Raw genomic sequence first — 21,147 nt, forward strand, 5'->3', positions numbered from 1 at the left:
AGCCTACTGCTCCGACCGGACCGCGGGACGGATGTTCTGATTCACATGGAAGAGGTTGTCCGGATCGTACTTCGCCTTCACCTGTGCGAGCCGGTCGTAGTTGCCGAGGTAGGAGGCACGCACCCGGTCCTCGCCCTCGGACATCATGAAGTTGACGTACGCCCCGCCCGCGGTCGTCGGGTGGAGGGCCTCCCAGTACTGCTTGGCCCAGTCCGTGATGACCTGGGCGTTCGCCGGATCCGGGTCGACACCGACGATCACGCCCGCCCAGCCACCGTCCCGGTACGCGAACGCCGTGCCATCTTCGGCCACCCGCGTCGCCGCGCCGTCGATCGGATACATGTGCATCGTCGAATGGCCGGTGGGCAGCCGACGGCCGAACTCCAGGTGGATGTCGACGGCCTCGTCGGAGATCTCCCGGACGAAGTCTGCGCGCCAGTACCACTGCAATCCCGCCGGGTACAGTGCGTCGAACGCCGATTGCAATGCCGTGAAGGGCATTTCGCCGACCCCTACCAGCAGTGGGTCACCGAATTCGCGGATCGGTTCGAGCACCGCGTCGGCCTTGCCCGGATCACCGGTGTAGCACCAGATGATGCCGCACACCTTGCGTCCCCACAGTTCCTCGGGGAACGGCGGTGCCGGCGGAATGGTCAGCAGTCCGATCCAGCCGTTGAGTTCCTCGGGCAGCGACGGCAGGAGTTCGCGGTACCACCGCATCACGTCGGGGGTGTCCTCCAGGTCGTACAGCACCGGCCCGCCGACGATATTTCCGTGGTCGCCGATCTCGTGACACGCGAACTGGAACGACGTGACCACACCGAAGTTTCCGCCGCCGCCACGCAGCGCCCAGAACAGGTCCGGATGCGAGCGTTCGCTCGCCGTCACCAGTGTGCCGTCGGCGAGGACGACGTCGGCGGAGAGCAGATTGTCCACCGTGAGACCGAAACGGCGCGTCAGGTAGCCGATCCCGCCGCCGAGCGTCAGCCCGCCGACACCGGTGGAGGCGATGAACCCGGAGGGGGTGGCCATGCCGAACGGCACGGTGGCATGGTCGACGTCGCTCCAGGTGCACCCGCCGTCGACCCGGACGGTCCGGTCGCCGGGCGAGACCGTGGTCCCGCGCATCCCCGACAGATCGATCACGAGGGCGTCGTCCCACACGCCGAGGCCCCCCGCATTGTGTCCCCCTCCGCGGACCGCGAGTTCGACGTGCTGCTCCCGGGCGAACCGCACACACGCGACGACGTCCGCGGCGTTGGCGCACCGCGCGATGGCCGCGGGCCGACGGTCGATCATGGCGTTGTACACCGCGCGCGCGTCGTCGTAACCGGCGTCGCCGGGCGTGATCAACTCTCCGCGCAGAGACGCGGCCAGTTCCGTGAAAGGCGGTGTCGTCGTCGGTGTCGAACTGGTGGTGGTGCTCATGACCTTCTCCTCGGATCGGCGGCCCCGGAACGGGTAGTTCCTGGTACTTCACACCGTAGGAATCGGGCGTTCGCGCACCGTTCGCGCCGAATCCCCGCCTGCGAACGGTCCGACGTCCGCGCGAAGCCGGAGGACCTGCGGCAACCACCACCGGTCGTCGTGTTGCTCGGCGGCGATCAGGGCGGCATCGAGGGTGGCGCGGGCGGCGGCCGTCGACCCGATGTCGATCTGGACCTCCGCCAGCAGCGAGAGCCAGTACGGCATCCGCGCGAACGCCCGCTGCCGTCGCAACGCGGCGAGCCCGTCGCGGATCTTCGCGATGCCCGGTTCGCCGCCGAGAAGCCGGCCTTCGAGGATCTGCGACCACTGGCTGTAGTACGCGAAGTGGTAGCGCTCGCACAGCTGCCGCAACTCCGTCAGCGAGGCGAGCAGCGCGGTGTCGTCGCCCCGCACCTGATGCAGCACCGACGCGTATCCCAGCGCCACCGCGAGACTGTACGGATGGCCGCAGGTCCTGCCCAGCGCGAGGGCATCCGCACACGCCTGCTCGGCCGCCTGCTCGTCGCCGATCATCCAGTACGCGTGCGACGCCCACGCGTGGCAATGCACCTCGAGCCGCGTTCCGAGGATGAACGAATAGTCGTCCGAGAACGATCGCTGCGCGATGTCGAAATGTTCGATCGCTTCCCTCGGCCTGCCGAGACCGAGGGCGCCCCCCGCCACGGCGAAATGCGCCTGACCCTCGAATTCCGGATCCGCCGCGGACAGTTCGAGGGCGCGCACGCCGAGCCTGTGGGCCTGTGCGGTGTGCCCCTGCACGAAGTGGACCGCGAACAATCCGATCAGCGCACCGAGCACCACCTTCGGCCTGCGGAGTCGTTGCCCCAACTCCATGGTGCGGTCGAGCGTCCGTTCGAGCGGCGGGGCGGAGTACCCGTACAGGGTGGTCAGCGGCGCCGACATGCCCAGGCGCACGTCCACCTCGTGAGCGTCCCGGTTGCGGCCCAGCGGCATCGCCTCGAGAAGGTCGAGGCAGTCCCGGAAGAGGCGCAGGGCGTCGGCGTTCGCGAACACGCCTGCCGCTACCTCGGCGGCGCGCTGCAGATAGTGGAGGGCACGGTCGGGGCGGCCGCCGCGCCGATACTGCTCGGCGAGTTGGGCGGCCACGTCATCGGTGCGGCCGGTGTGGAGGAGTTCGAGTCCCTGCGCCAGACGCCGATGCAGGAGCCAGCGTCGCGGTGGACCGACCGAGCGGTACGCGGCCTCCCGGACCAGATCGTGCACGAAGTCGTACCCGGTGCCCGCGGGCCGGACGATCCTGCGCCGCCACAGTTCGTCGACCGCCTGCACGAGGGAATCGGTGTCCAGGTCGCTCGCCTCGCTGAGCAGGTCCAGATCGAAATCCGTGCCGAGCGCCGCGGCGAGGCCTGCGACGTCCCGGGCCGGTTCCGAGCACTGCTCGAGTCGCCGGGCCAGCACCTCGCCGAGGTCGCCGGCGCCCCCGCCGCGCCCGGTCCCATCCGCGGCGGGCACCATCCTGGCGGCCTCGACGACGTACAGCGGGTAGCCCGCGGTCGCGGCGTACAGCACCGCTTCCTCGGAAGGATTCAGCGCCGGGCCACCGAGGGACCTCGCCAGTTCGGCGGTCGCGTCCGCGGTCAACGGGTCCACCTGGACGTCCGTGACCAGTCGCGCCGACCGGAGGGCCCCCACCGCGTCCGTCACGTCGCGGCGGGACTGCGCCTCGTCCGTGCGGGCGGTCGCCGCGACCAGGACGCGCAGGTGGGTGTCGAGGGACAGCAGGAACGCGAGCCACGCCGTCGTCTCCGCGTCGCACCACTGCAGATCGTCGAGGACGAGCAGCACCGGCCGTCCGGGCGACAGCACCGCCCGCGCCGTCCCCTCGAAGAAGCGGTGCCTCTGCCACGCGTCGACCATCGCCCGGGACGTCGCGGGCCGCGGCGCGGACTCGGCGCTCGGGACCAGCCGCTCGACCTCGGCCCTCCACAACGGGTCCAGCGACCCGACCGCCGATCGAAACTCCGCGCTGCGCAGCCACTCGGCGACGGGGGCGAGCGCGACGCGGCCCGGCAGTCCGAAACACCGCGCGGTCGCCACGACTGCCCCGTCGGCGCGGGCGATCTCCGCGAGTTCGGTGGTCAACCGGGTCTTGCCGACTCCCGCGTCACCCGACACGAGCACCAGGCCCTGGCTGCCGTCGAGGGTCTGCCGCCACCGCCGCTGCAATTCCCCGCATTCGCGTTCCCGCCCGATGAGGGCGGGCACCGCCGTCCGGACGTGTTCGGGCCGGGGAGCCGGGGCGGGTTGCTCCCCGAGCAGGTTGTCGAACAGCCGGGTGGTCGCGGCGCCCGGCGCGACCCCGAGTTCGGTCTCGAGCACTGCCGCGCACCGGTGATACGTGGTCATCGCCGCCGCCCGGTCGCCCGATGCGGCCTGCAGTTCCATGAGCGTCCGGTACCCGGCCTCCGCCAGCGGGTCGAGTTGGATGCGACGGCGTGCGCACGCCGTCGCCGTCTCCACATCACCCGACTCGCGCAGCACCCGTACCGTCGCCTCGCAGAGTTCGATGCACTCCCGGCGCAGCACGTCGCGATGGTCGAGGACCCAGTCCTCGTACGCCCCGGGCATGAGGTCACCGCGATAGGTGTCGATCGCGAGGTCCGCGTGTTCGAGAAATGCCTGGGTGTCGGAATCCGCGAGGGCGGCGAGGGCGGCCGCCCGCTCGTTGCGGAACGTGTCGACGTCCACCCGGCACGACGGCGAGTCGGACCACGCCAGCGTCGGCCCGTCCGCGGTCGGCGCACCGTCCGATCCCAGGAGACCGCGGAGGTTGTGCAGTTCCCGCCGCAGGTTGGTGCGGGCCTGCTGCTCGCTCGACTCGGGCCAGAACAGCCCGGCGAGACGGGTCCGGGACTGCGCGAGACCGGCGTGCAGCACGAGATAGGCCAGCAGCGCGATCGCCCGTGACGAGACGGTGCCCGCCCGGTCGTCCTCCGGGTCCGACACGCGCTGCTCGCCGAGCAGGTAGACCGTCACCATGACTGACCAGCTCCCGGTCGCGGAACGAGGCGAGCTTCCGCGTCCTTCATCATCGCACGGTCAGCGGAAGTGCTGGTACAGCGCTTTCAGCTCCCGGATCGCGGCGTCCACCGCACGCTCGTCCTCACTGACCGAGCGGATCGCCTTCCGAAGCAGCAGCGGGTCGAGGTCGTCGATCGCCGCCCGGAAGTCGACGTCGGGCAGTCCGGGCAGCGAGGACTCGTCACCGAACCAGTCGTCGACATCGGCTTCGGCGGAGTCGCCCCCGACGCCCTCGATCAGCATGTCCAGATCGACGCCGCGCAGCGTGAGGATCTCGAGCGGGTTCTCGTCGATGCGTTCGGTGGTGAGGTACGCGACCGCCGCCGCATGCTTGCACGGCCATCCGTCGTCCGGGCAGGTGCAGTCGTAGTTCAGCGCGGACGCTCCGGCGGGCAGCAGCATGGGGCCGAGCGCCTCCGGAACCCCGCCGCCCGCCAGCATCGCCAGACTGCCCGGTTGCATGCGCACCAGCGCGACCAGTTCGGCGACCTCCGACTCGTCGAGGCGATCGATCGACACGGTCGCGACGAAGGGCTGGAGTTGACTGCCCTGGACCTCCCCCGTCACCGTTCCGCCCGCGATCTCGAGCGAGATCACCTGACCGCTGCGCGCGTAACTCCGCCCGCGGCTCATCCGGCCCTTGTCAGCGACGAACTCGATGATCTCGACGAATTCGCGGCCCCACCACGTGCGCCCGAACGATCCCCGCTGCGACCGTGCCTCCAGCCCGCCCGACACCGGTCGTCGCCGGCCGTACTGGCCGAAATACGGTCCGGGGCGCCGATTCGTCATTCGCCCACCGCCTCGTCGCCGAGCCGCAGCAGTTCGCCCAGCTGTTCGGTGCTCATCTCCGTCACCCAGTTCTCGCCCGTCCCGACGGCGAGGTCCGCCAACTCCTGTTTGGTGGCGATCATCGCGTCGATCCGCTCCTCCAGCGTGCCGACGCACACGAGTTTGCGTACCTGCACGTCGCGCCGCTGGCCGATCCGGAACGCGCGGTCCGTGGCCTGGTTCTCGACCGCCGGGTTCCACCACCGGTCGAGGTGGACGACGTGGTTGGCCGCGGTGAGGTTCAGCCCGGTTCCGCCGGCCTTCAGCGACAGCATCATGATCGGCGGCCCGTCGTCGCCCTGGAACGAGGCCACCATGTCGTCGCGCTTCTGCTTCGACACGCCCCCGTGCAGAAACGGCACGGGAGTACCGAAACGTTCGGCGAGGTACGGAGTGACGAGATCACCGAATTCACGGAACTGGGTGAACAGCAACGCCTTCTCGCCGTCCGCGACGACGGAATCGAGGATGTCCTCGACGAGCCCCAGCTTCCCGGAGCGGTGCTGTCCGCGCCGCATCACCGCCGAACCGTCGCGCAGGAAATGCGCCGGATGGTTGCACACCTGCTTGAGTTTCGTCAGAGCGGCGAGCACGGCGCCCTTGCGCTTCATCCCCTTCTTGTCCTTGATCTGCGCCATCATGTCGTCGACCACCGCCCGGTACAGCGCGGCCTGCTCGGCGGTGAGGTTGGCGCGGACCGTCATCTCGAACTTGTCCGGAAGATCCGCGATGACCGCGGGATCGGTCTTGACGCGGCGCAGCACGAACGGAGATGTGACGGCGCGGAGCCGGGCGACGGCCGTCTCGTCCTGCTCCCGCTCGATCGGCACCACGAAACGCTTGCGGAACATCGCCTCCGAACCCAGGATGCCGGAGTTCGCGAAATCGAGGATCGAGCGCAGTTCGTCCAGCCGGTTCTCGACCGGAGTGCCCGTCAACGCGACGCGGTGCTCCGCCGGGATGCTGCGGGCCGCTCGCGCCTGCCCGGTTTTCGCGTTCTTGATGTGCTGCGCCTCGTCGAGGACCACCCGCCGCCAGTCCTGTTCCTTCAGTTGCGCGACGTCGCGGGCGAGCAGCGCGTACGTGGTGATCACCAGGTCGCTCTGCGTCACGGCGGCGGTGAGGTCGTCGCCGTTCAGCCGCTGCGGACCGTGGTGGACCAGCACCCGCAGCGAGGGAACGAAGCGGGCCGCCTCCCGCTGCCAGTTGCCGACCACCGACATCGGGCACACCAGCAGGGTGGGCGTGGCGGCGTTCTCGTGCGCCAGCAGCGCGAGAAGTTGCAGCGTCTTGCCGAGACCCATGTCGTCGGCCAGGACCGCCCCGAGCCCGAGGCGGCTCATGAACACCAGCCAGTCGAGCCCCCGCTTCTGGTACGGCCGCAGCGTGGCGTCCAACCCGTCGGGGGTCGGCACGTCCTGCGGCTTCGTGTCGCCGTCCAGCAGCGCGGCCGCCCAGCCGGTGGCGGTGACCTCCTCGACGGGGAGGTCGGACAGATCGTCCGCGATCAGGTCTTTCAGTAGGTCCACGATGGCGCGGTCGCCGGAGCCGTGCCGCTCCGCGACGTACCGGGCGGCACGGGAGAGCACCTCCTGATCGGCCCGGACCCACTCACCCCGCAGCCGCACGAGATCGCTCTTCGCATTGACCAGCCGGTTCATCTCGGCGGCGGTGAGCACCGTGTCGCCGAGTGCCAGTTCCCAGTTGTACTGCACCAACTGGTCTTTGCCGACGGACCGGTTCTCGGCGCTGGCCGGGGTGCTCGGCGAGCTCACCCGCAGTCGCATCGACGGCGACGCCACACTCCACGCCCGCGGCAGCAGCAGGCTGATGCCCTTCTCCTTCAACGCCACCGCACCGTGCCCGACGAGGTCGATGACCACCGCGGTCGGCAGCATCAGGTCGAGACTGTCGGGATCGCTCGGGACGTCCTGCAGTCGCGGGTAGGCGGCGACGGCCTCAGTCAGTTTGCGAACCCCGGTCTGCAGGCGGCTCGCCTCGGTGCGGTGCAGCGGAATCGGCACCGGCGCTTCACCTTCCGGCCGCAGGCACACCTGCAGCCGCCACAGCACCGTGTCCGGGTCCCAATCCCCCTCCACGTCCACATCTTCCGGCTCGAGCAGTCGCAGCACCAGTTCGGGCTCGTCCACCTTCAGGCTGTCCCGCCACCCGTCGAGCGAACCCGCCAGCTGGGCGGTGCCGTCGGCGAAGTCCTCACCCCGAACCAGAGCCTCGATCAGCGGGTGCTCCGCGTCGCTGCCGGAATCGTCGGGGTGCCCGCCGCCCAGGACCCGCCGGGCGACGGGGTCGGTCAACTCGGTCACCATGTCGTCGAGCACCGCCCGCGGGGTGGTTCCGTGGCGCTGCACCGGGGGCATCGCGACCGACAGTTCCGTGAGCCACGCACGCTGCCGTTCGCCGCCGAGGAGCCGCCAGCGCGGCCACCAGCCGCCCTCCGCCCGGTGCACCTCCGGCACCACGCGTCCCGCACGCACCCAGCGCTCGACACCGCGCGCCACATGGGCGAGGTAGCGCAGATCCCCGGCGATCCGGGGGTCGCGGGCCGACACCGACAGCAGAAAATCCGTCGCGTCCGGCGGCGCGAGGGCGACCGCCGCCCACTCGAGCATCTCCGGCCCCGACGGCGTCGGCATCGGCACCTTCACGTGATGGCGGAACTTCCGGGCGAGCACCCGCCCGACCGCGTCGGTCTGCTCCTCGGCGGCCGGATTGCGGTCCTCGACCCACAGCATGAGACCCGAACCGGGTGTCCAGAGGCCGTGCAGCATGCACCCATCCAATCAGGCCCGACCGACAGCGGGAGAAATCCCTGCTCGGGGACTGTAACCATCCACGACATTCCACCGATGAACGAGGTGGCGGCTGTCCACGCCGGAATCGACCGGGATCGCTGCCGTTCGTAGATCGCAGTGATCGGAGGAGATAAAAATGGACCCTACACAGATGTTGCAAGTTCTCGTTCAGCTCGTTCAGCTCCTAGGACCGATGATGGGTGGCGGCGGAGGCGGCGGAGGCACAGGCTCCCTGGGTAGCCTGTTCGGCTCCTGAGTTCTCACGAGAAGGCCCGCCGACTCCGGTTCGGCGGGCCTTCTTCGTGCCCGGATCCTGGTTCCGGTTCGTGATAGGACTGTGGGCGTGAGCATGGCATACGGCTTCAGTGAATACGGCGGCCCCGAGACGCAGCAGTTCTTCGACGTCCCCATTCCCTCCCCCGGCCCCGGACAGTTGCTGGTCGCCGTCCACGCGGCGGGCGTGAATCCCGCCGACTGGAAGGTGCGGGCGGGAACGCGCAAGGACACTGTCCCGGTCACCCTTCCCGCGGTTCTCGGGCGGGAGGTCGCGGGTGTGGTCGCCGATGTCGGCCCCCGGGTGGCCGATTTCGCGGTCGGCGACGCCGTGTTCGGCGCGACCGCCACCGGATTCGGTGGATACACCGAGTACACCCTGGTCAACACGGCCGCTGCGGCACACAAGCCCGACGGGGTCTCGTTCGCCGACGCGGCCACCCTGCCCGTCGCGGCGGGGACCGCGTACGACGCGCTGACCACCCTGGACCTGGCGCCCGGCAGCAGGCTGCTCGTCGTCGGCGCGGGCGGTGGCGTGGGAGTGGCGGCGCTGCAGTTGGCCGCGGCCCGGGACGTCACGGTGATCGGGGTCGCGAGCGAGGGCAAACGGGAGGTCGTCGAATCGCTCGGCGCCACCTGGGTGGCGTCCGGGGACGGACTCGCCGAACGCGTGCCCGGCCCCGTGGACGCCGTCTTCGATCTCGTCGGCGGTAACGCGCTGGCCGAGGCGGCGCGGGTGGTGACGGACCCGGCGGCGATCATCAGCGTCGGCGACCCCCTCGCGGCACGGGACCTCGGCGGCTCGGGAGTGGAACGACGCCGCACGTCCGCGGTATTCGCGGAGGTGGCCGCACTGGTGTCCGACGGAACCCTCGACCCGCGGGTCGCCCACCGGTTCCCGTTCGCCCACGCCGGTCACGCTCTCGCGACGGTCGAGTCCGGTCACACGAGCGGCAAGGTCGTGATCGAGTTCGGTTAGCGGGTCTGGCGTTCACCCGGTCCGAGGTAGATGCTGGAGAGACGTAGCTGCCGGAAACTCTCGGGAGTCGGTCATGAGCATCCTGATCCAGGTTCTCGAACAGGGGTACGCGCTCACCACCCCGTGGGAGCAACGGAAGTACGCCTTCGTCGATGCCACGCACATCGTCACCATCCGCTTGGACGGGCAGTCGGGTGTGTGGCTCGACGGAATGAAACACGGTGAGGCACACCGGCTTGCGGTCACTCCCGTCGCCAGCGAGGCGATCTTCTTCCTCCTGCGCACCCTCGACCTGCTCGCCGAATGCCGGCAGAGCGGCGGTTCCTGGGTCATCGGCCACGACGGCATGCACGTGTCGTCGATCGCCGCGGTGCGTCTGCCCTTCAGCTGACCTGTCGGAGGCCGGGTGCATACTCCTGGACGGTAGGGGGAGAGTGTTCGAGCGCCGGGGGACGCATGAGACTTCTGTACGTGACGGCGTGGCTGGCCGTGATGCTGTCGGTCGGCGGCTGCGGGGTGTCGCTGCTCGAACTGGGCGACAGCCCCGCACCGGGCAGCCCGCCCCGCGCGCACATCGAGGAGTTGCTCGGGCGGGTCGCCACCGTCGAATCCCGCCCGCACCCCGGCGGATACCAGCGCGGGTGTTCCGGCCGGGAGTTGTGCGTCTTCGGACCGGCCTGGACCGACGACCAGGACGCCGCGGGCGGCCACGACGGGTGCGATACCCGCAACAACGTTCTGGCGATCGATCTCCGCTCCGTGGTGTTCCGCGACGGCACCCGCGACTGCGTGGTGCTCAGCGGGACCCTCGCCGATCCGTACTCCGGTGGGGTGCTCCAGTTCGACCGGGCGGACGCGAAAGCCGTCCAGATCGACCACGTCTACCCGCTGGCGGCGGCGTGGGACATGGGCGCGTCGACGTGGCCGCCCGAGCGCCGGCTCCGGTTCGCCAACGACGTCACGTTCAACCTGCTGGCCGTCAACGGTGCGGACAATCAGGACAAGGGGGACCAGACCCCGCAGGACTGGCTGCCACCGAATCCCGCGTACCGCTGCTTTTACGCGGGCAAGTACCTCTCGGTGGCGGTGGAGTACGGACTTCCGGTGACGCTGGCGGACCGCGACGCGCTCGCCGAGGTGGCGGAGCGGTGTCCGTGACTGCCTCAGGCCACGGTGAACGACCGGGTGTGCCAGCCGGTGGCGCCGCTCGGGACCGGCGGCGTCCGCTCCTCCACCTGCACGTTGCCGTCCAGATCGGTGGCGCGCACCTGGAGTGTGTGCAGGCCGGACGCGGCCTGCCACTCCCACGTCCACTGCCGCCAGGTGTCGATGGTGTACTGCGGGGCGAGGGTCGCGGTCTGCCATGCGCCGTTGTCGACCCGCACCTCCACCTTCTCGATGCCGCGGTGCTGCGCCCATGCGGTTCCGGCGACGAGTACCGGGCCGGGCGCGGTGGGTGCGAACGGGGCGGGCACGTCGATCCGGGACGCGGTCTTGATCGGACCTTCCGCGGACCATCCGCGCTTCGTCCAGTAGGCCTCGGCCTTGTCGAATCGTGTGAGTTCCCAATCGACCACCCATTTGGTGGCCGACACGTAACCGTAGAGACCGGGGACGACCTGCCGCACCGGGTAACCGTGTTCGAACGGCAGCGGCTGACCGTTCATCGCCACCGCGAGAATCGCGTCGCGTCCGTCCCGCAGTGCCGCGACCGGGGTGCCCGCCGTGAAGTGGTCACTGCTCGTGGACAGCAGCATGTCGGCGTCCGGGTGCACGCCGGCCTCGTCGAGGATGTCCTTGATGGGGTAGCCGATCCACGTGGCGTTGCCTGCGAGGTTTCCGCCGACCTCGTTGGACACGCACGTCAACGTGACCACCCGTTCCACGGGCGTCCGCGCGATCAGGTCGTCCCACGAGAGGGTGAGTTCGCGGTCCACCATGCCGTGGATGCGCAGTTGCCAGTCGTCCGTCGTCAGTCGCGGCACCCGCAGGGCGGTGTCGATCCGGTAGAAGTCCTCGTTCGACGTGACGAACGGGGTGCCGCCCGGCACGCCGATGTCGGTGCCCGGGGCGATCGCGCCCGCCCGGTCCGTCACACTCGGAATCGCGAAGGCGCGGCGGTTGTCCACGGCGCCCGCGACCTGCTGCCCGAGGTACCGGCCCGCGGCTCCGGCGGCCGCGGCCGTCGCGGCGGCTGCCGCCGCCAACAGGAGAAAAGTGCGGCGCGGCAACCACGAATCCTCGGAATCCGAATTCTCCGGTGCCCGCGCGGTGGCCGTCAGCACCCGCAGGACCGCGATGCCGGCGACGACCCCCACCACGGTCGGCAGCGCATACATCCAGGTGGCGCCGGGACGCTGGGTGGCGGCCACGATTCCCACCAGCCCGAGCACCGCGAGAATCGCACTGCCGAACGGGGCGCGGGGGCGCTCGACGATCCCCGCGACCGCGGCGAGGAGCACGATGAGGATCGTCATGCCCACGAACAACGCGGGTTTGTCGTTGGTGCCGAACGTGTGTATCGCGAACTCGCGGGCCCACGCGGGGCTGCGGTCCACCGTCGTCGAACCGACCGCGTAGAACGGCGACGAGTTCGGGTCGATCAGCGCCGCGAGCAGTTCGCCCACTCCGAGTACCACGCCGGCGGCGATCACTCCGGCGAGCGCGCGGGAGAACAGGTGCCGCCGTCTCCGCGGCGTCCGCGCCGCCTCGTGCCGGTCACCGATCGTGGTAGTCATCGCAGCCTTGCTCCTTTGCCGTCGTCACCGTGTATTCGGAGCTGAGAACGCGCACGGATGGGACCCCACCACTAGTATTTACCGGATGAACCAGCTCGACAAAGACACTCTTCTCTGCATCTCGCTCTCCGGTCGTCCGAGCAACATCGGCACCCGGTTTCACAATTATCTGTACGGCGAGCTGGGCCTCAATTTCGTGTACAAAGCCTTCACCACCAACGACCTCCAGGCCGCGGTCGGCGGCATCCGGGCGCTGGGGATCCGCGGCGCCGGCGTCTCCATGCCGTTCAAGGAGCAGATCATCGACTACGTCGACGTGATGCACGAATCGGCGTCGGTCATCGAGTCCGTCAACACGGTCGTCAACGAGGACGGGGTGTTGCACGCCTACAACACCGACTATCAGGCCATCGCGAACCTGTTGCGCGACAACGCGTTGCCCCATTCGCTGTCGGTGGCGGTGGCCGGCAGCGGCGGCATGGCCAAGGCCGTCGTGGCGGCCGTGCGCGACTACGGGTTCACCGACGTCACCGTGATCGCCCGCAACGAGAAGACGGGCGGCGCCGTCGCGAAGCAGTACGGATTCGACTGGCAACCCGAACTGGGCACGGCGCGGCCGGGGCTGTTGATCAACGCCACCCCCATCGGAATGGCCGGTGGTCCCGAGGCCGAGGATCTGGCATTCGAACTCGACGCCATCGCCGCGGCGGACGCCGTGTTCGACGTGGTCGCGATGCCCGCCGCGACGCCGCTGATCCGGGCCGCGGCCGAACGCCACAAGACCGTCATCACGGGCGCCGAGGTGATCGCACTGCAGGCCGCGGAACAATTCGTCCTCTACACCGGCGTGCGCCCGTCCCCCGAAGAGATCCGCAGGGCCTCCGAGTATTCACGGTCGTGAGGTGAGCACCGCCGAGACACCCGCGCAGCGGCTCGCACGCAATTTCAGCGAGCTGCTGCAGGAACTCCGTGTCGCGCAGGCCGGTGTGCAGATCCTGTTCGCCTTCCTCCTCGCGGTCGCCTTCACCGAGGCGTACGAGGAGCAGTCGTTCGGCCTCCGCATGCTGCACCTCGTGACGGTGCTCCTGACGACGGTGTCCTCGGCGCTCCTCATCGCCCCGGCGGTCTGGCATCGCGTGTTGTTCCGTCAGGGCCGCCGGGCCGACATCCTGCGCAAGGCCAACCTGTTCGCGCTGTGGGGTGTCGGATTTCTGGCCGCCGCCATGACCGGCGCCGTGATCCTGATTGCAGAAGTGGCAGTGGGCGGTCCGGTCGCGATCGCGATCGGCGTGGTGGCCGCGCTGATGTTCGCGACGCTGTGGTTCGTGTTGCCCCGTCTTTTCAACCACCACGCCGACGGCGAGGACTAGGTCCCGCCGTCCCGTTGTCCGTGAGCTGTTGCGCAGCAACGCTTTCCTCACCGGGGGTTCCCCGCTCCCGGGACCCGACGCGCCTCCGTCCGGCCGTGAACCCCTCCCGTGTCCGAATCTGGATTAATTCAATTTTGGGTCTTGACACGCATTGTGACCCCTGTCACGCTTCTCTATACGGAATCATTATTTCGCATTGTGGAAGAAGGGTCGCATGGTTTTCGATGCAGGACTCCGACGATTCAACGAGGCCTCCCAGTCCGAGGCGACGGAATGGGCGCGAATCTGCCTGGACATCCCCCGGTGGGCAGACGAACTCGTCTCCGCCCGGCCGTACCCCGATCGCTCCTCGTTGCTCACCGCCGCCAGGACGGGGGCCGGCCCACTGTCCGCGGAGGAGATAGAACTGGCCCTCGCCCGTCACCCCCGGATCGGTGAACCCCCGGGCGGCGACAACGCCGAGGCGCACCTGGCCCGCTCGGAACAGTCGAACGTCGATTCGTCCGACGCGGCGGCGAAGAAGCGGCTCACCGACGGCAACCGTGCCTACGAGGACAAGTTCGGACGGGTCTTCCTGATCCGCGCCGCCGGGCGCAGCACGTCCGACGTCCTCACCGCCCTCGACCGCAGGCTGGCCAACGACGAGCACAGCGAATTGGCCGTTGTCGCAGAGGAACTGCGCGACATCGCCGCCCTCCGGCTCGCCGGGATGCTGGACGCATGAGCGACGTCAGCCAGGTCACCACCCACGTCCTGGATGCGGCGGAAGGCGTGCCCGCACAGGAGGTGCCGGTCACGCTCGCGGTCCGGCGAGAGTCCGAATGGATCACCGTCGCCGACGCCGTCACTGACGACGACGGACGCGCCGTCACCCTGGGACCCGCCCGACTCGAGCCGGGCACCTACCGGATCGTCTTCGACACCGGACGCTACTTCGCCGCGAAGGGCCGTCCGACGTTCTACCCCGACATCACCATCACGTTCGCCCTCACCGACAGCGAACAGCACTACCACGTACCTGTCCTTCTCAGCCCATTCGCATACTCGACCTACCGAGGGAGCTAATCATGAGCAAGATCGTGCTCGGCCAGAACCAGTACGGCAAGGCGGAAGTCCGGTTGGTCAAGATCACCCGGGACACCAAGCGACACGAGATCGAAGACGTCAGCGTGACTTCGCAACTGCGCGGAGACCTCGACGCTGTACACACCGAAGGCGACAACGCGCACGTCGTGGCCACGGACACCCAGAAGAACACGGTGTACGCGTTCGCTCGCGACGGCGTCGGCGCGATCGAGACGTTCGCGCTGCGTCTCGGGAAGCACTTCACCGGCGAGTTCGAGTGGATCACGGGCGGCCGCTGGGAGATCGAGCAGTACTCGTGGGCGCGGATCCCGGTCGACGGCGAGGGCCACGACCACTCCTTCGTCCGATCCAGTGACGAACGGCGGAACACCGTGGTCACGATCGACGGCGACCGGACGTGGATCGTGTCCGGTCTCAGCAACATGGTCGTGTTGAAGTCGACGGGTTCGGAGTTCCGCGGATACCCGAAGGACAAGTACACCACCCTGCGGGAGACGTCCGACCGGATTCTCGCAACGTCGGTGAGCGCCCGATGGCGGTACCTCACCACAGACGTCGACTTCGACAAGACGTTCGAGAACGTACGCGCAATCATGTTGGAGGCGTTCGCCACAACCCATTCACTCGCGCTGCAGCAGTCGCTGTTCCAGATGGGTTCGGCGGTCCTCGAGGCGCATCCCGAGATCGCCGAGGTGAAGTTCTCGATGCCGAACAAACACCACTTCCTGGTCGACCTGGAACCGTTCGGACTCGACAACCCCGGGGAGGTATTCTTCGCGGCCGACCGCCCCTACGGGTTGATCGAGGCGACCGTCGAGCGTGAGGACGCGCCCGACGCCGGCCGCGCCTGGGACTCCGTTCCCGGATTCTGCTAGGAGCGCGGCGATGAAACGGATCGGACATCGGGTCGCCGGAACGACCGGACCCGAAGACGAGCGTTTGCCGCTCGGAAAGTCGTACATCTACGGGCTGCAGCACATCCTGACCATGTACGGCGGCGTGATCGCGCCGCCCCTGATCGTGGGCGGCGCCGCCGGACTCACCGGCGTCGAGATCGGCTTGCTCGTGTCGGCGGCCTTGTTCGTCAGCGGCGCCGCCACCCTGCTGCAGACCCTCGGCGTTCCCTTCTTCGGCGCCAGACTCCCCCTGGTGCAGGGCATTTCCTTCGCCTCGGTGTCGACGATGGTGGCGGTGGCCGCCGGTCCGGGCGGGCTGCGCTCCGTGTTCGGAGCCATCATGGTCGCCGGCGTGATCGGATTGTTGATCAGCCCGTTCTTCTGCAAGATCGTGCGTTACTTCCCGCCCGTCGTCACCGGGTCGATCATCACGGTCATCGGCATCTCCCTCCTCCCGGTCGCGGTGCGGTGGGCGATGGGCGGCAACGCCAAGGCCCCGGACTGGGGGTCGATGTCCAACATCGGACTCGCCGGGTTCAGCCTGTTCGTCGTGTTGCTGGTGAGCCGCCTGGTCCAGGGCACCTTGTCGCGGTTGTCCATCCTGATCGGCATCGTGGTGGGCACCCTGTTCGCCGCCCTGATCGGCAAGGCCGACTTCAGTGCCGTCGGAAAGGGTGCGATCTTCGAACTGCCGCAGGTGTTCGCGTTCGGAACCCCGCTGTTCCAGATCGGCGCGATCATCTCGATGACGGTGGTGATCCTGGTGATCATGACCGAGACGACGGCGGACATCCTCGCGGTCGGCGAGATCGTGGGGACGAAGGTGGACGCCCGCCGGGTCGGCGACGGACTCCGCGCCGACATGCTCGCCACCACCGTGGCGCCGGTGTTCGGGACGTTCCCGGCCAGCGCGTTCGCCCAGAACGTCGGGCTCGTCGCGATCACCGGGATCAAGAGCCGGTACGTCGTCGCGGCCGGCGGTTCGGTCCTGTTCGCCCTGGGCCTGTTCCCCATTCTGGGTCGGCTGGTGGCCTCCGTGCCGCTGCCCGTCCTCGGCGGTGCCGGGATCGTGCTCTTCGGTTCGGTGGCCGCGAGCGGAATCCGCACCCTGTCCAAGGTGTCGTACGACGGCAATCTGAACCTGGTGATCGTCGCGGTGGCCCTCGGATTCGGCGTCATCCCGATCGCGGTGCCCGAGTTCTACTCGGCCTTCCCGGAGTGGGTGCACATCGTCTTCGACTCGGGAATCAGCGCGGCGAGCATCGTCGCGGTGTTGCTGAACATCCTGTTCAACGAGATCAAGGCAGGCAACCGGCCCACTCCGTCGGTGGTGTCGGCGGCGCCTCCCGTCGCCGTCCACCGCGCCGAGGACACGGAGCACCCGGCCGACACCGAGCTGCCGGATAACGAACACCGGGCGGACACGGCGCGCACCTCCGTCGTGCGCAATGAGTGATCAGCCGTATCAGCCGACGCTGACGCAACTCCGCGCTTTCGCCGCCGTCGCCACCCACCTGCATTTCGGCTCGGCGGCATCGGATCTCGGGATCAGCCAGCCCACCCTCTCGCGGGCGCTGGCTGCTCTCGAGACCGGGCTCGGGGTCACCCTGATCGAGCGGAGCAGTCGCCGGGCGATCCTGACCCCGGTCGGCGGGCGACTGCTTCCGTACGCCCAGCGCACCCTCGACGCCACCGAGGAATTCGTGGCCTCGGCCACCGCGATGGCGTCGCGCCGTATCCGGACCCGGTGAGGGTGGGGACGCGGGCGGGCGGCCTCATCCCACCTCGGCCCGCAGCAGAGACGCCATCCGCGCGTCGAACGCCACGAACAGCACCCGCGGGATCCCGGAGTCCGATTCACGGACGGCGCCGACCGCCTGCCGAACGGCGTCGTCCGCGGGCCAGCCGTACACCCCGGACGAGATCAGCGGGAACGCGACGGACTGCGCGCCGAGGTCGGCGGCCACTGCCAGGCTGGCGGTGTAGGCGCTGCGCAGGGTGGCCGACCGGTCGTCCGAAGAGGAGTAGACGGGGCCGACCGTGTGGATCACCCATCGGGCGGGCAAGCGGCCCGCCGTCGTCGCGACCGCCTGTCCCGCCGGTAGTCCGTCCTGCAACGTGGTGGCCCGCAGTTGCTTGCATTCGGCGAGGATCTCGGGGCCCCCGGCCCGGTGGATGGCACCGTCCACTCCACCGCCGCCGAGCAGTCCGGAGTTGGCGGCGTTGACGATCGCGTCGACCTCGACCGTCGTGATGTCACCCTGCACTACCTCGATGGTGGTCATGTGCCCATTATCGCCGCGAGCCCACCGCGATCCGCACGATCAGGCCGGCGACCAGCGCCCAGAACGCGGACCCGATGCCGAGGATGCTCACCCCCGAGGCGGCGATCAGGAACGTGACGACGGCGCCTTCCCGTTCGCGGACGTCGTCGAGGGCGGATGCCAGGGCCCCGCCGAGGGTGCCGAGGAGGGCGAGTCCGGCGACCGCCTCCACGACGCCCTCCGGCGCCGCGGCGATGAGGGTGGCGACCGCGGCGGAACACGCCGCGAGCACCAGGTACGCCCAACCTGCCGTGAAGGCCGCGACCCAGCGTTTCCGCGGGTCGGGATGTGCGGACGGCGCGGCGGCGAGGGCGGCGCTGATCGCGGCGAGGTTGATGGCGTGCCCACCCGCGGGGGCGCCGACGAGGGTCCCGACACCGGTCACCAGCATGGCCGGCCGCCACGGCACCCGGTAGCCGAAGGAATTCATGACGGCGGTGCCGGGAATGTTCTGGGACGCCATCGTCACGATGTACAGCGGGATCGCGATCCCGATCATCGCCTGCCACGTCCACGCCGGTGCCGTGACGTCGAGCCTCGGCAGGAGCGCGCTCGTGTCGAGGGTGTCGCTGCCGGAGACGAGACCGGCCGCGATCACCACCGCGGCGGCGGCGAACGCGGCCGGGACCGCCCATCGCGGCGAATACCGCTGCAGAACCAGCCACACGAGGACGACGGGCGCGACGGCGAGCGGGGCGTCCCGCAGCGCCAGCACCGGCGCCAGGCACAGCGGCAGCAGCACCCCGGCGAGCATCGCCTGCGCCAGCGCCGGGGGGATGGCCGCGATGAGCCGTCCCAGCCGCGGCCACAGCCCGGTGAGGATGACGGCCGCCCCCACGACGGCGAACGCGCCGACCGCGGCCGGCCACCCGCCGGTCACCGTTCCCGCCCCGGCGAGGAGAGCCGCGCCCGGCGTCGACCACGCGAGGGTGATCGGCATGCGGTAGTGCCGCGACATCCACAGCATCCCCAGCGCCTGCGTCACACACAGCGCCAGCAGCCCCGACGCGGCCTGGGCGGAGTTCGCGCCCACCGCCGTCAGCCCGGTGAGTACGACCGCGAACGAACTGGTGAAGCCCACCAGGGCGGTGACGATTCCGGCGCTGATCGGCTGGGCGGCGGAATCCGGTGAACGCACATCACTGTCGGGCACAGACATAGGACGCGATTCTGCCCGACGCGCGGTGCAGACGATCCGTGGCATTAGGGTCGGGACGGTGAAACACGCCGACACCCCCGCGATGCCGACCGCCGCCGACTTCCCCGCCCTGTGGCCGGTGCCGACCCGCTGGGCGGACAACGACCACTACGGGCACGTCAACAACGTCACGTACTACTCGTATTTCGACACCGCCGTCAACGGGTGGCTGATCGCGACGACCGGCACCGACATCCGGGATCTGCCCGCGATCGGCGTGGTCGCCGAGACGTCCTGCAGGTATGTCAGCGAACTGACGTTCCCGGACCGCCTGCAGGTGGGATTGTCCGTCGAGAAGCTGGGCACCCGGAGCATCGTGTACGCCTTGGCGATCTTCCGCGAGATCGGCGACGCACTCGACCTCGCCGCTCTCGGCCGCTTCGTTCACGTGTACGTGGACGCGGAGACCCACACACCGGTTCCGATTCCCGACGAGATTCGCAGCGCCGTAACTCTTCTGGTGGTACCGGACACGCTCTGACGGCCCGGCACCACCGGGAGTTCAGTGCAGGCCCTCGGCCTCGGCCGTGGCCACCGCCCGGGCGATGATCCCGTCGATCAGCGCGACCGTCGGCGCGCCGGTCTCGGCCTTGTTCCGGGGGTCGTCGATCACGCGGCGCAGCACGCCTTCGGCGATGATCGCCAGCTTCCACAACGCCAGCACGTGCCAGTACCCGACGTGCGTGACGTCGCGTTTGGTGTGGTGGACATAGGCCTCCACGAGTTCGGCCCGGGTGGGGAATCCCTCGAGAGTGGAGGCGGGGAACGGTCCGGCGTCCTCGTCGCCCGCCTCGGGCCAGTAGGCCAGCAACGCGCCCACGTCGGCGAGGGGGTCGCCCAGCGTGCACAGTTCCCAGTCGACCACCGCGACCACCTCGCCTTCCTCCGGCGAGGTGATGACGTTGCTCAGGTGAAAATCTCCGTGCACCAACGACAGTTCGGCCTGTTCCGGCATGTTGCGTTCGAGAATCCCGGCCAGATCCTCGATCGCCGGGACCTCCCGAGTGTGGGACTTCGCCCACTGATCCGTCCAGCGCTTCAACTGCCTTGCCGCGTAAGGCTTGTGGCTGGCCAGATCCTCCAGCCCGGCGTCCCGGAGATCGACCGCATGGATCTTGGCGAGCGCCTTCGGCATCGCCAGCCCGACGGCGTTCCGCTGTCCGGGTGTCAGCTTCTTCGCCACGCCGACGCTGTCGATCACCACCCCCGCGACGTAACTCATCAGCACGAGCGGCGCGTCCGTGACCTCCGGATCTTCGGTGAGCCCGAGGATCTTCGGCACCGGAACGTCGGATCCCTGCAGAGAGGACAGAATCCGGTGTTCGCGGACCACGTCGTGCGCCGACGCGAGCAGATGTCCGAGCGGGGGCCGCCGCAGCACCCACCGTCCGCCACCCGCGTCGCTGACCGCGTACGTGAGATTCGACTGACCGTTCCCGATCCTCTCGAAGCTCAGCGGCGCGATCGCTCCCACACCGAGTCCGGCAATCCACGCGGAAACGGCATCTTCGTTCAGCCCCACAGCATTCACGCGCTCGATGCTAACCGCTCGGAAGCCCGATGCGGAGGGAACCGGTCCGCACCGCAGGTCGCGGCCCTAGGGTGGCAACAGTGAGGCCGATTCGGCCGGAACTGGAGGGACGGACGTGGAAGTTTTCCTCATCGTGTGTGGCGTGCTCCTCGCCGTGAGTGCCGTCGCCGTGAGCATTCCCAAGCTGAGACTGAAGGGAACCGCGTGGACGGGGTTGCAGGCCCGGGGCCTGAGCGGGCAGCAGGTGCGGCTGATCGGCGTGGCGGAACTCGCCGGAGGTATCGGCGTACTCATCGGCCTCTACTGGACTCCACTGGGTGTGATCGCGACGGTGGCGCTGCTGATTCTCCTCCTGTGCGCTATCGCGTTTCACGTCAGACAGGGCGATTACGGCAATCCCGACACCCGGGGAGTCGCGATGCCCGCGGTCTACCTCGCGGTGCTCGCCGTCCTCGCCTCGATCGGGTTCGTGTTCGCAGGGTGATCCGGACGTTTCGGACAATTGCAGCGACAACCATGCGTCGGTGGCATTCGCATTGGTCATTAGACGCAGCATGACACCCTCAACACCCCCGAAA

19 protein-coding genes and 1 pseudogene are annotated in these 21,147 nt (G+C 69.2%); 12 read left to right on the forward strand and 8 right to left on the reverse strand.

Annotation, left to right across the window (positions count from 1 at the left end; translation table 11 throughout):
- Nucleotides 1–3: 3 nt before the first annotated feature.
- Genes CA951_RS20310 through CA951_RS20325 form a run of 4 tightly spaced genes read right to left on the reverse strand, consistent with a single transcriptional unit; the run spans nucleotide 4 to nucleotide 8,150 of the window.
- Nucleotides 4–1,428 carry an FAD-binding oxidoreductase gene (locus CA951_RS20310; protein ID WP_087558525.1) on the reverse strand — a complete coding sequence of 475 codons (1,425 nt, stop codon included), beginning with the start codon at nucleotides 1,426–1,428 and terminating at the stop codon, nucleotides 4–6.
- A 48-nt stretch (nucleotides 1,429–1,476) separates the two neighbouring features.
- Nucleotides 1,477–4,488, reverse strand: a complete 3,012-nt coding sequence (locus tag CA951_RS20315; RefSeq protein WP_087558526.1) for an AAA family ATPase — start codon at nucleotides 4,486–4,488, stop codon at nucleotides 1,477–1,479.
- 60 nt (nucleotides 4,489–4,548) lie between these two features.
- Complete coding sequence (locus CA951_RS20320; RefSeq protein ID WP_087558527.1) at nucleotides 4,549–5,322, reverse strand: SWIM zinc finger family protein; 774 nt, start codon at nucleotides 5,320–5,322, stop codon at nucleotides 4,549–4,551.
- Nucleotides 5,319–8,150 (reverse strand): DEAD/DEAH box helicase, encoded by a 2,832-nt coding sequence (locus tag CA951_RS20325; RefSeq protein ID WP_087558528.1) that lies wholly within the window; start codon nucleotides 8,148–8,150, stop codon nucleotides 5,319–5,321. Before CA951_RS20325 ends, CA951_RS20320 begins: the two co-directional genes overlap by 4 nt.
- Nucleotides 8,151–8,523: 373 nt before the next feature.
- Here CA951_RS20325 and CA951_RS20330 point away from each other — a divergent pair, with 373 nt between their 5' ends.
- The 3 genes from CA951_RS20330 (at nucleotide 8,524) to CA951_RS20340 (ending at nucleotide 10,584) form a co-directional block, all read left to right on the forward strand.
- Nucleotides 8,524–9,426, forward strand: coding sequence for an NADP-dependent oxidoreductase (locus CA951_RS20330; RefSeq protein ID WP_087558529.1), 903 nt, complete (start codon nucleotides 8,524–8,526; stop codon nucleotides 9,424–9,426).
- A 73-nt stretch (nucleotides 9,427–9,499) separates the two neighbouring features.
- On the forward strand, nucleotides 9,500–9,817 hold the full coding sequence (locus CA951_RS20335; protein WP_087558530.1) for a hypothetical protein: 318 nt from the start codon (nucleotides 9,500–9,502) through the stop codon (nucleotides 9,815–9,817).
- Nucleotides 9,818–9,882: 65 nt separating this feature from the next.
- On the forward strand, nucleotides 9,883–10,584 hold the full coding sequence (locus CA951_RS20340) for an HNH endonuclease family protein (protein ID WP_087558531.1): 702 nt from the start codon (nucleotides 9,883–9,885) through the stop codon (nucleotides 10,582–10,584).
- Between the two features lie 5 nt (nucleotides 10,585–10,589).
- Here CA951_RS20340 and CA951_RS20345 read toward each other — a convergent pair whose 3' ends face one another.
- A complete protein-coding gene (locus CA951_RS20345; protein ID WP_087558532.1) occupies nucleotides 10,590–12,164 on the reverse strand; it encodes a molybdopterin-dependent oxidoreductase in 1,575 nt (524 codons plus the stop codon).
- 85 nt (nucleotides 12,165–12,249) lie between these two features.
- Between CA951_RS20345 and CA951_RS20350 the strand changes: the two genes are divergently transcribed.
- From CA951_RS20350 to CA951_RS20380, 7 genes and pseudogenes are all read left to right on the forward strand, one after another.
- Nucleotides 12,250–13,065, forward strand: coding sequence for a shikimate 5-dehydrogenase (locus CA951_RS20350; protein ID WP_087558533.1), 816 nt, complete (start codon nucleotides 12,250–12,252; stop codon nucleotides 13,063–13,065).
- Nucleotide 13,066: 1 nt separating this feature from the next.
- A complete protein-coding gene (locus CA951_RS20355; protein ID WP_087558534.1) occupies nucleotides 13,067–13,534 on the forward strand; it encodes a DUF6328 family protein in 468 nt (155 codons plus the stop codon).
- A gap of 214 nt (nucleotides 13,535–13,748) precedes the next feature.
- Nucleotides 13,749–14,258: a 2-oxo-4-hydroxy-4-carboxy-5-ureidoimidazoline decarboxylase gene (gene uraD / locus CA951_RS20360; protein WP_087558535.1), complete on the forward strand. Its 510-nt coding sequence runs from the start codon at nucleotides 13,749–13,751 to the stop codon at nucleotides 14,256–14,258.
- Nucleotides 14,255–14,599 carry a hydroxyisourate hydrolase gene (uraH, locus tag CA951_RS20365; RefSeq protein ID WP_087558536.1) on the forward strand — a complete coding sequence of 115 codons (345 nt, stop codon included), beginning with the start codon at nucleotides 14,255–14,257 and terminating at the stop codon, nucleotides 14,597–14,599. Before uraD ends, uraH begins: the two co-directional genes overlap by 4 nt.
- Nucleotides 14,600–14,601: 2 nt before the next feature.
- Nucleotides 14,602–15,495: a factor-independent urate hydroxylase gene (gene pucL, locus CA951_RS20370; RefSeq protein WP_087558537.1), complete on the forward strand. Its 894-nt coding sequence runs from the start codon at nucleotides 14,602–14,604 to the stop codon at nucleotides 15,493–15,495.
- A gap of 10 nt (nucleotides 15,496–15,505) precedes the next feature.
- Complete coding sequence (locus CA951_RS20375; protein WP_087558538.1) at nucleotides 15,506–16,972, forward strand: nucleobase:cation symporter-2 family protein; 1,467 nt, start codon at nucleotides 15,506–15,508, stop codon at nucleotides 16,970–16,972.
- Nucleotides 16,965–17,231: pseudogene (locus tag CA951_RS20380) on the forward strand (LysR family transcriptional regulator); the annotation flags it as partial. The gene CA951_RS20375 and the pseudogene CA951_RS20380, both read left to right, overlap by 8 nt.
- Before the next feature lie 60 nt (nucleotides 17,232–17,291).
- On the opposite strand, the gene CA951_RS20385 reads toward CA951_RS20380, so the two are convergent.
- On the reverse strand, nucleotides 17,292–17,801 hold the full coding sequence (locus tag CA951_RS20385) for an O-acetyl-ADP-ribose deacetylase (RefSeq protein ID WP_087558540.1): 510 nt from the start codon (nucleotides 17,799–17,801) through the stop codon (nucleotides 17,292–17,294).
- Between the two features lie 7 nt (nucleotides 17,802–17,808).
- A complete protein-coding gene (locus CA951_RS20390) occupies nucleotides 17,809–18,999 on the reverse strand; it encodes a benzoate/H(+) symporter BenE family transporter (protein WP_087558541.1) in 1,191 nt (396 codons plus the stop codon).
- 82 nt (nucleotides 19,000–19,081) lie between these two features.
- Here CA951_RS20390 and CA951_RS20395 point away from each other — a divergent pair, with 82 nt between their 5' ends.
- Entirely contained in the window at nucleotides 19,082–19,519 is a 438-nt protein-coding gene (locus tag CA951_RS20395; protein ID WP_087558560.1) for a thioesterase family protein, read from the forward strand.
- A gap of 21 nt (nucleotides 19,520–19,540) precedes the next feature.
- On the opposite strand, the gene CA951_RS20400 is transcribed toward CA951_RS20395, so the two are convergent.
- Nucleotides 19,541–20,569 (reverse strand): phosphotransferase family protein, encoded by a 1,029-nt coding sequence (locus CA951_RS20400; protein ID WP_087558542.1) that lies wholly within the window; start codon nucleotides 20,567–20,569, stop codon nucleotides 19,541–19,543.
- Between the two features lie 115 nt (nucleotides 20,570–20,684).
- Between CA951_RS20400 and CA951_RS20405 the strand changes: the two genes are divergently transcribed.
- Nucleotides 20,685–21,053, forward strand: a complete 369-nt coding sequence (locus CA951_RS20405) for a DoxX family protein (RefSeq protein WP_087558543.1) — start codon at nucleotides 20,685–20,687, stop codon at nucleotides 21,051–21,053.
- Nucleotides 21,054–21,147: the final 94 nt, after the last annotated feature.

Source organism: Rhodococcus sp. NCIMB 12038, assembly GCF_002165735.1.
In the GTDB taxonomy this organism is placed as follows: domain Bacteria; phylum Actinomycetota; class Actinomycetes; order Mycobacteriales; family Mycobacteriaceae; genus Rhodococcus_F.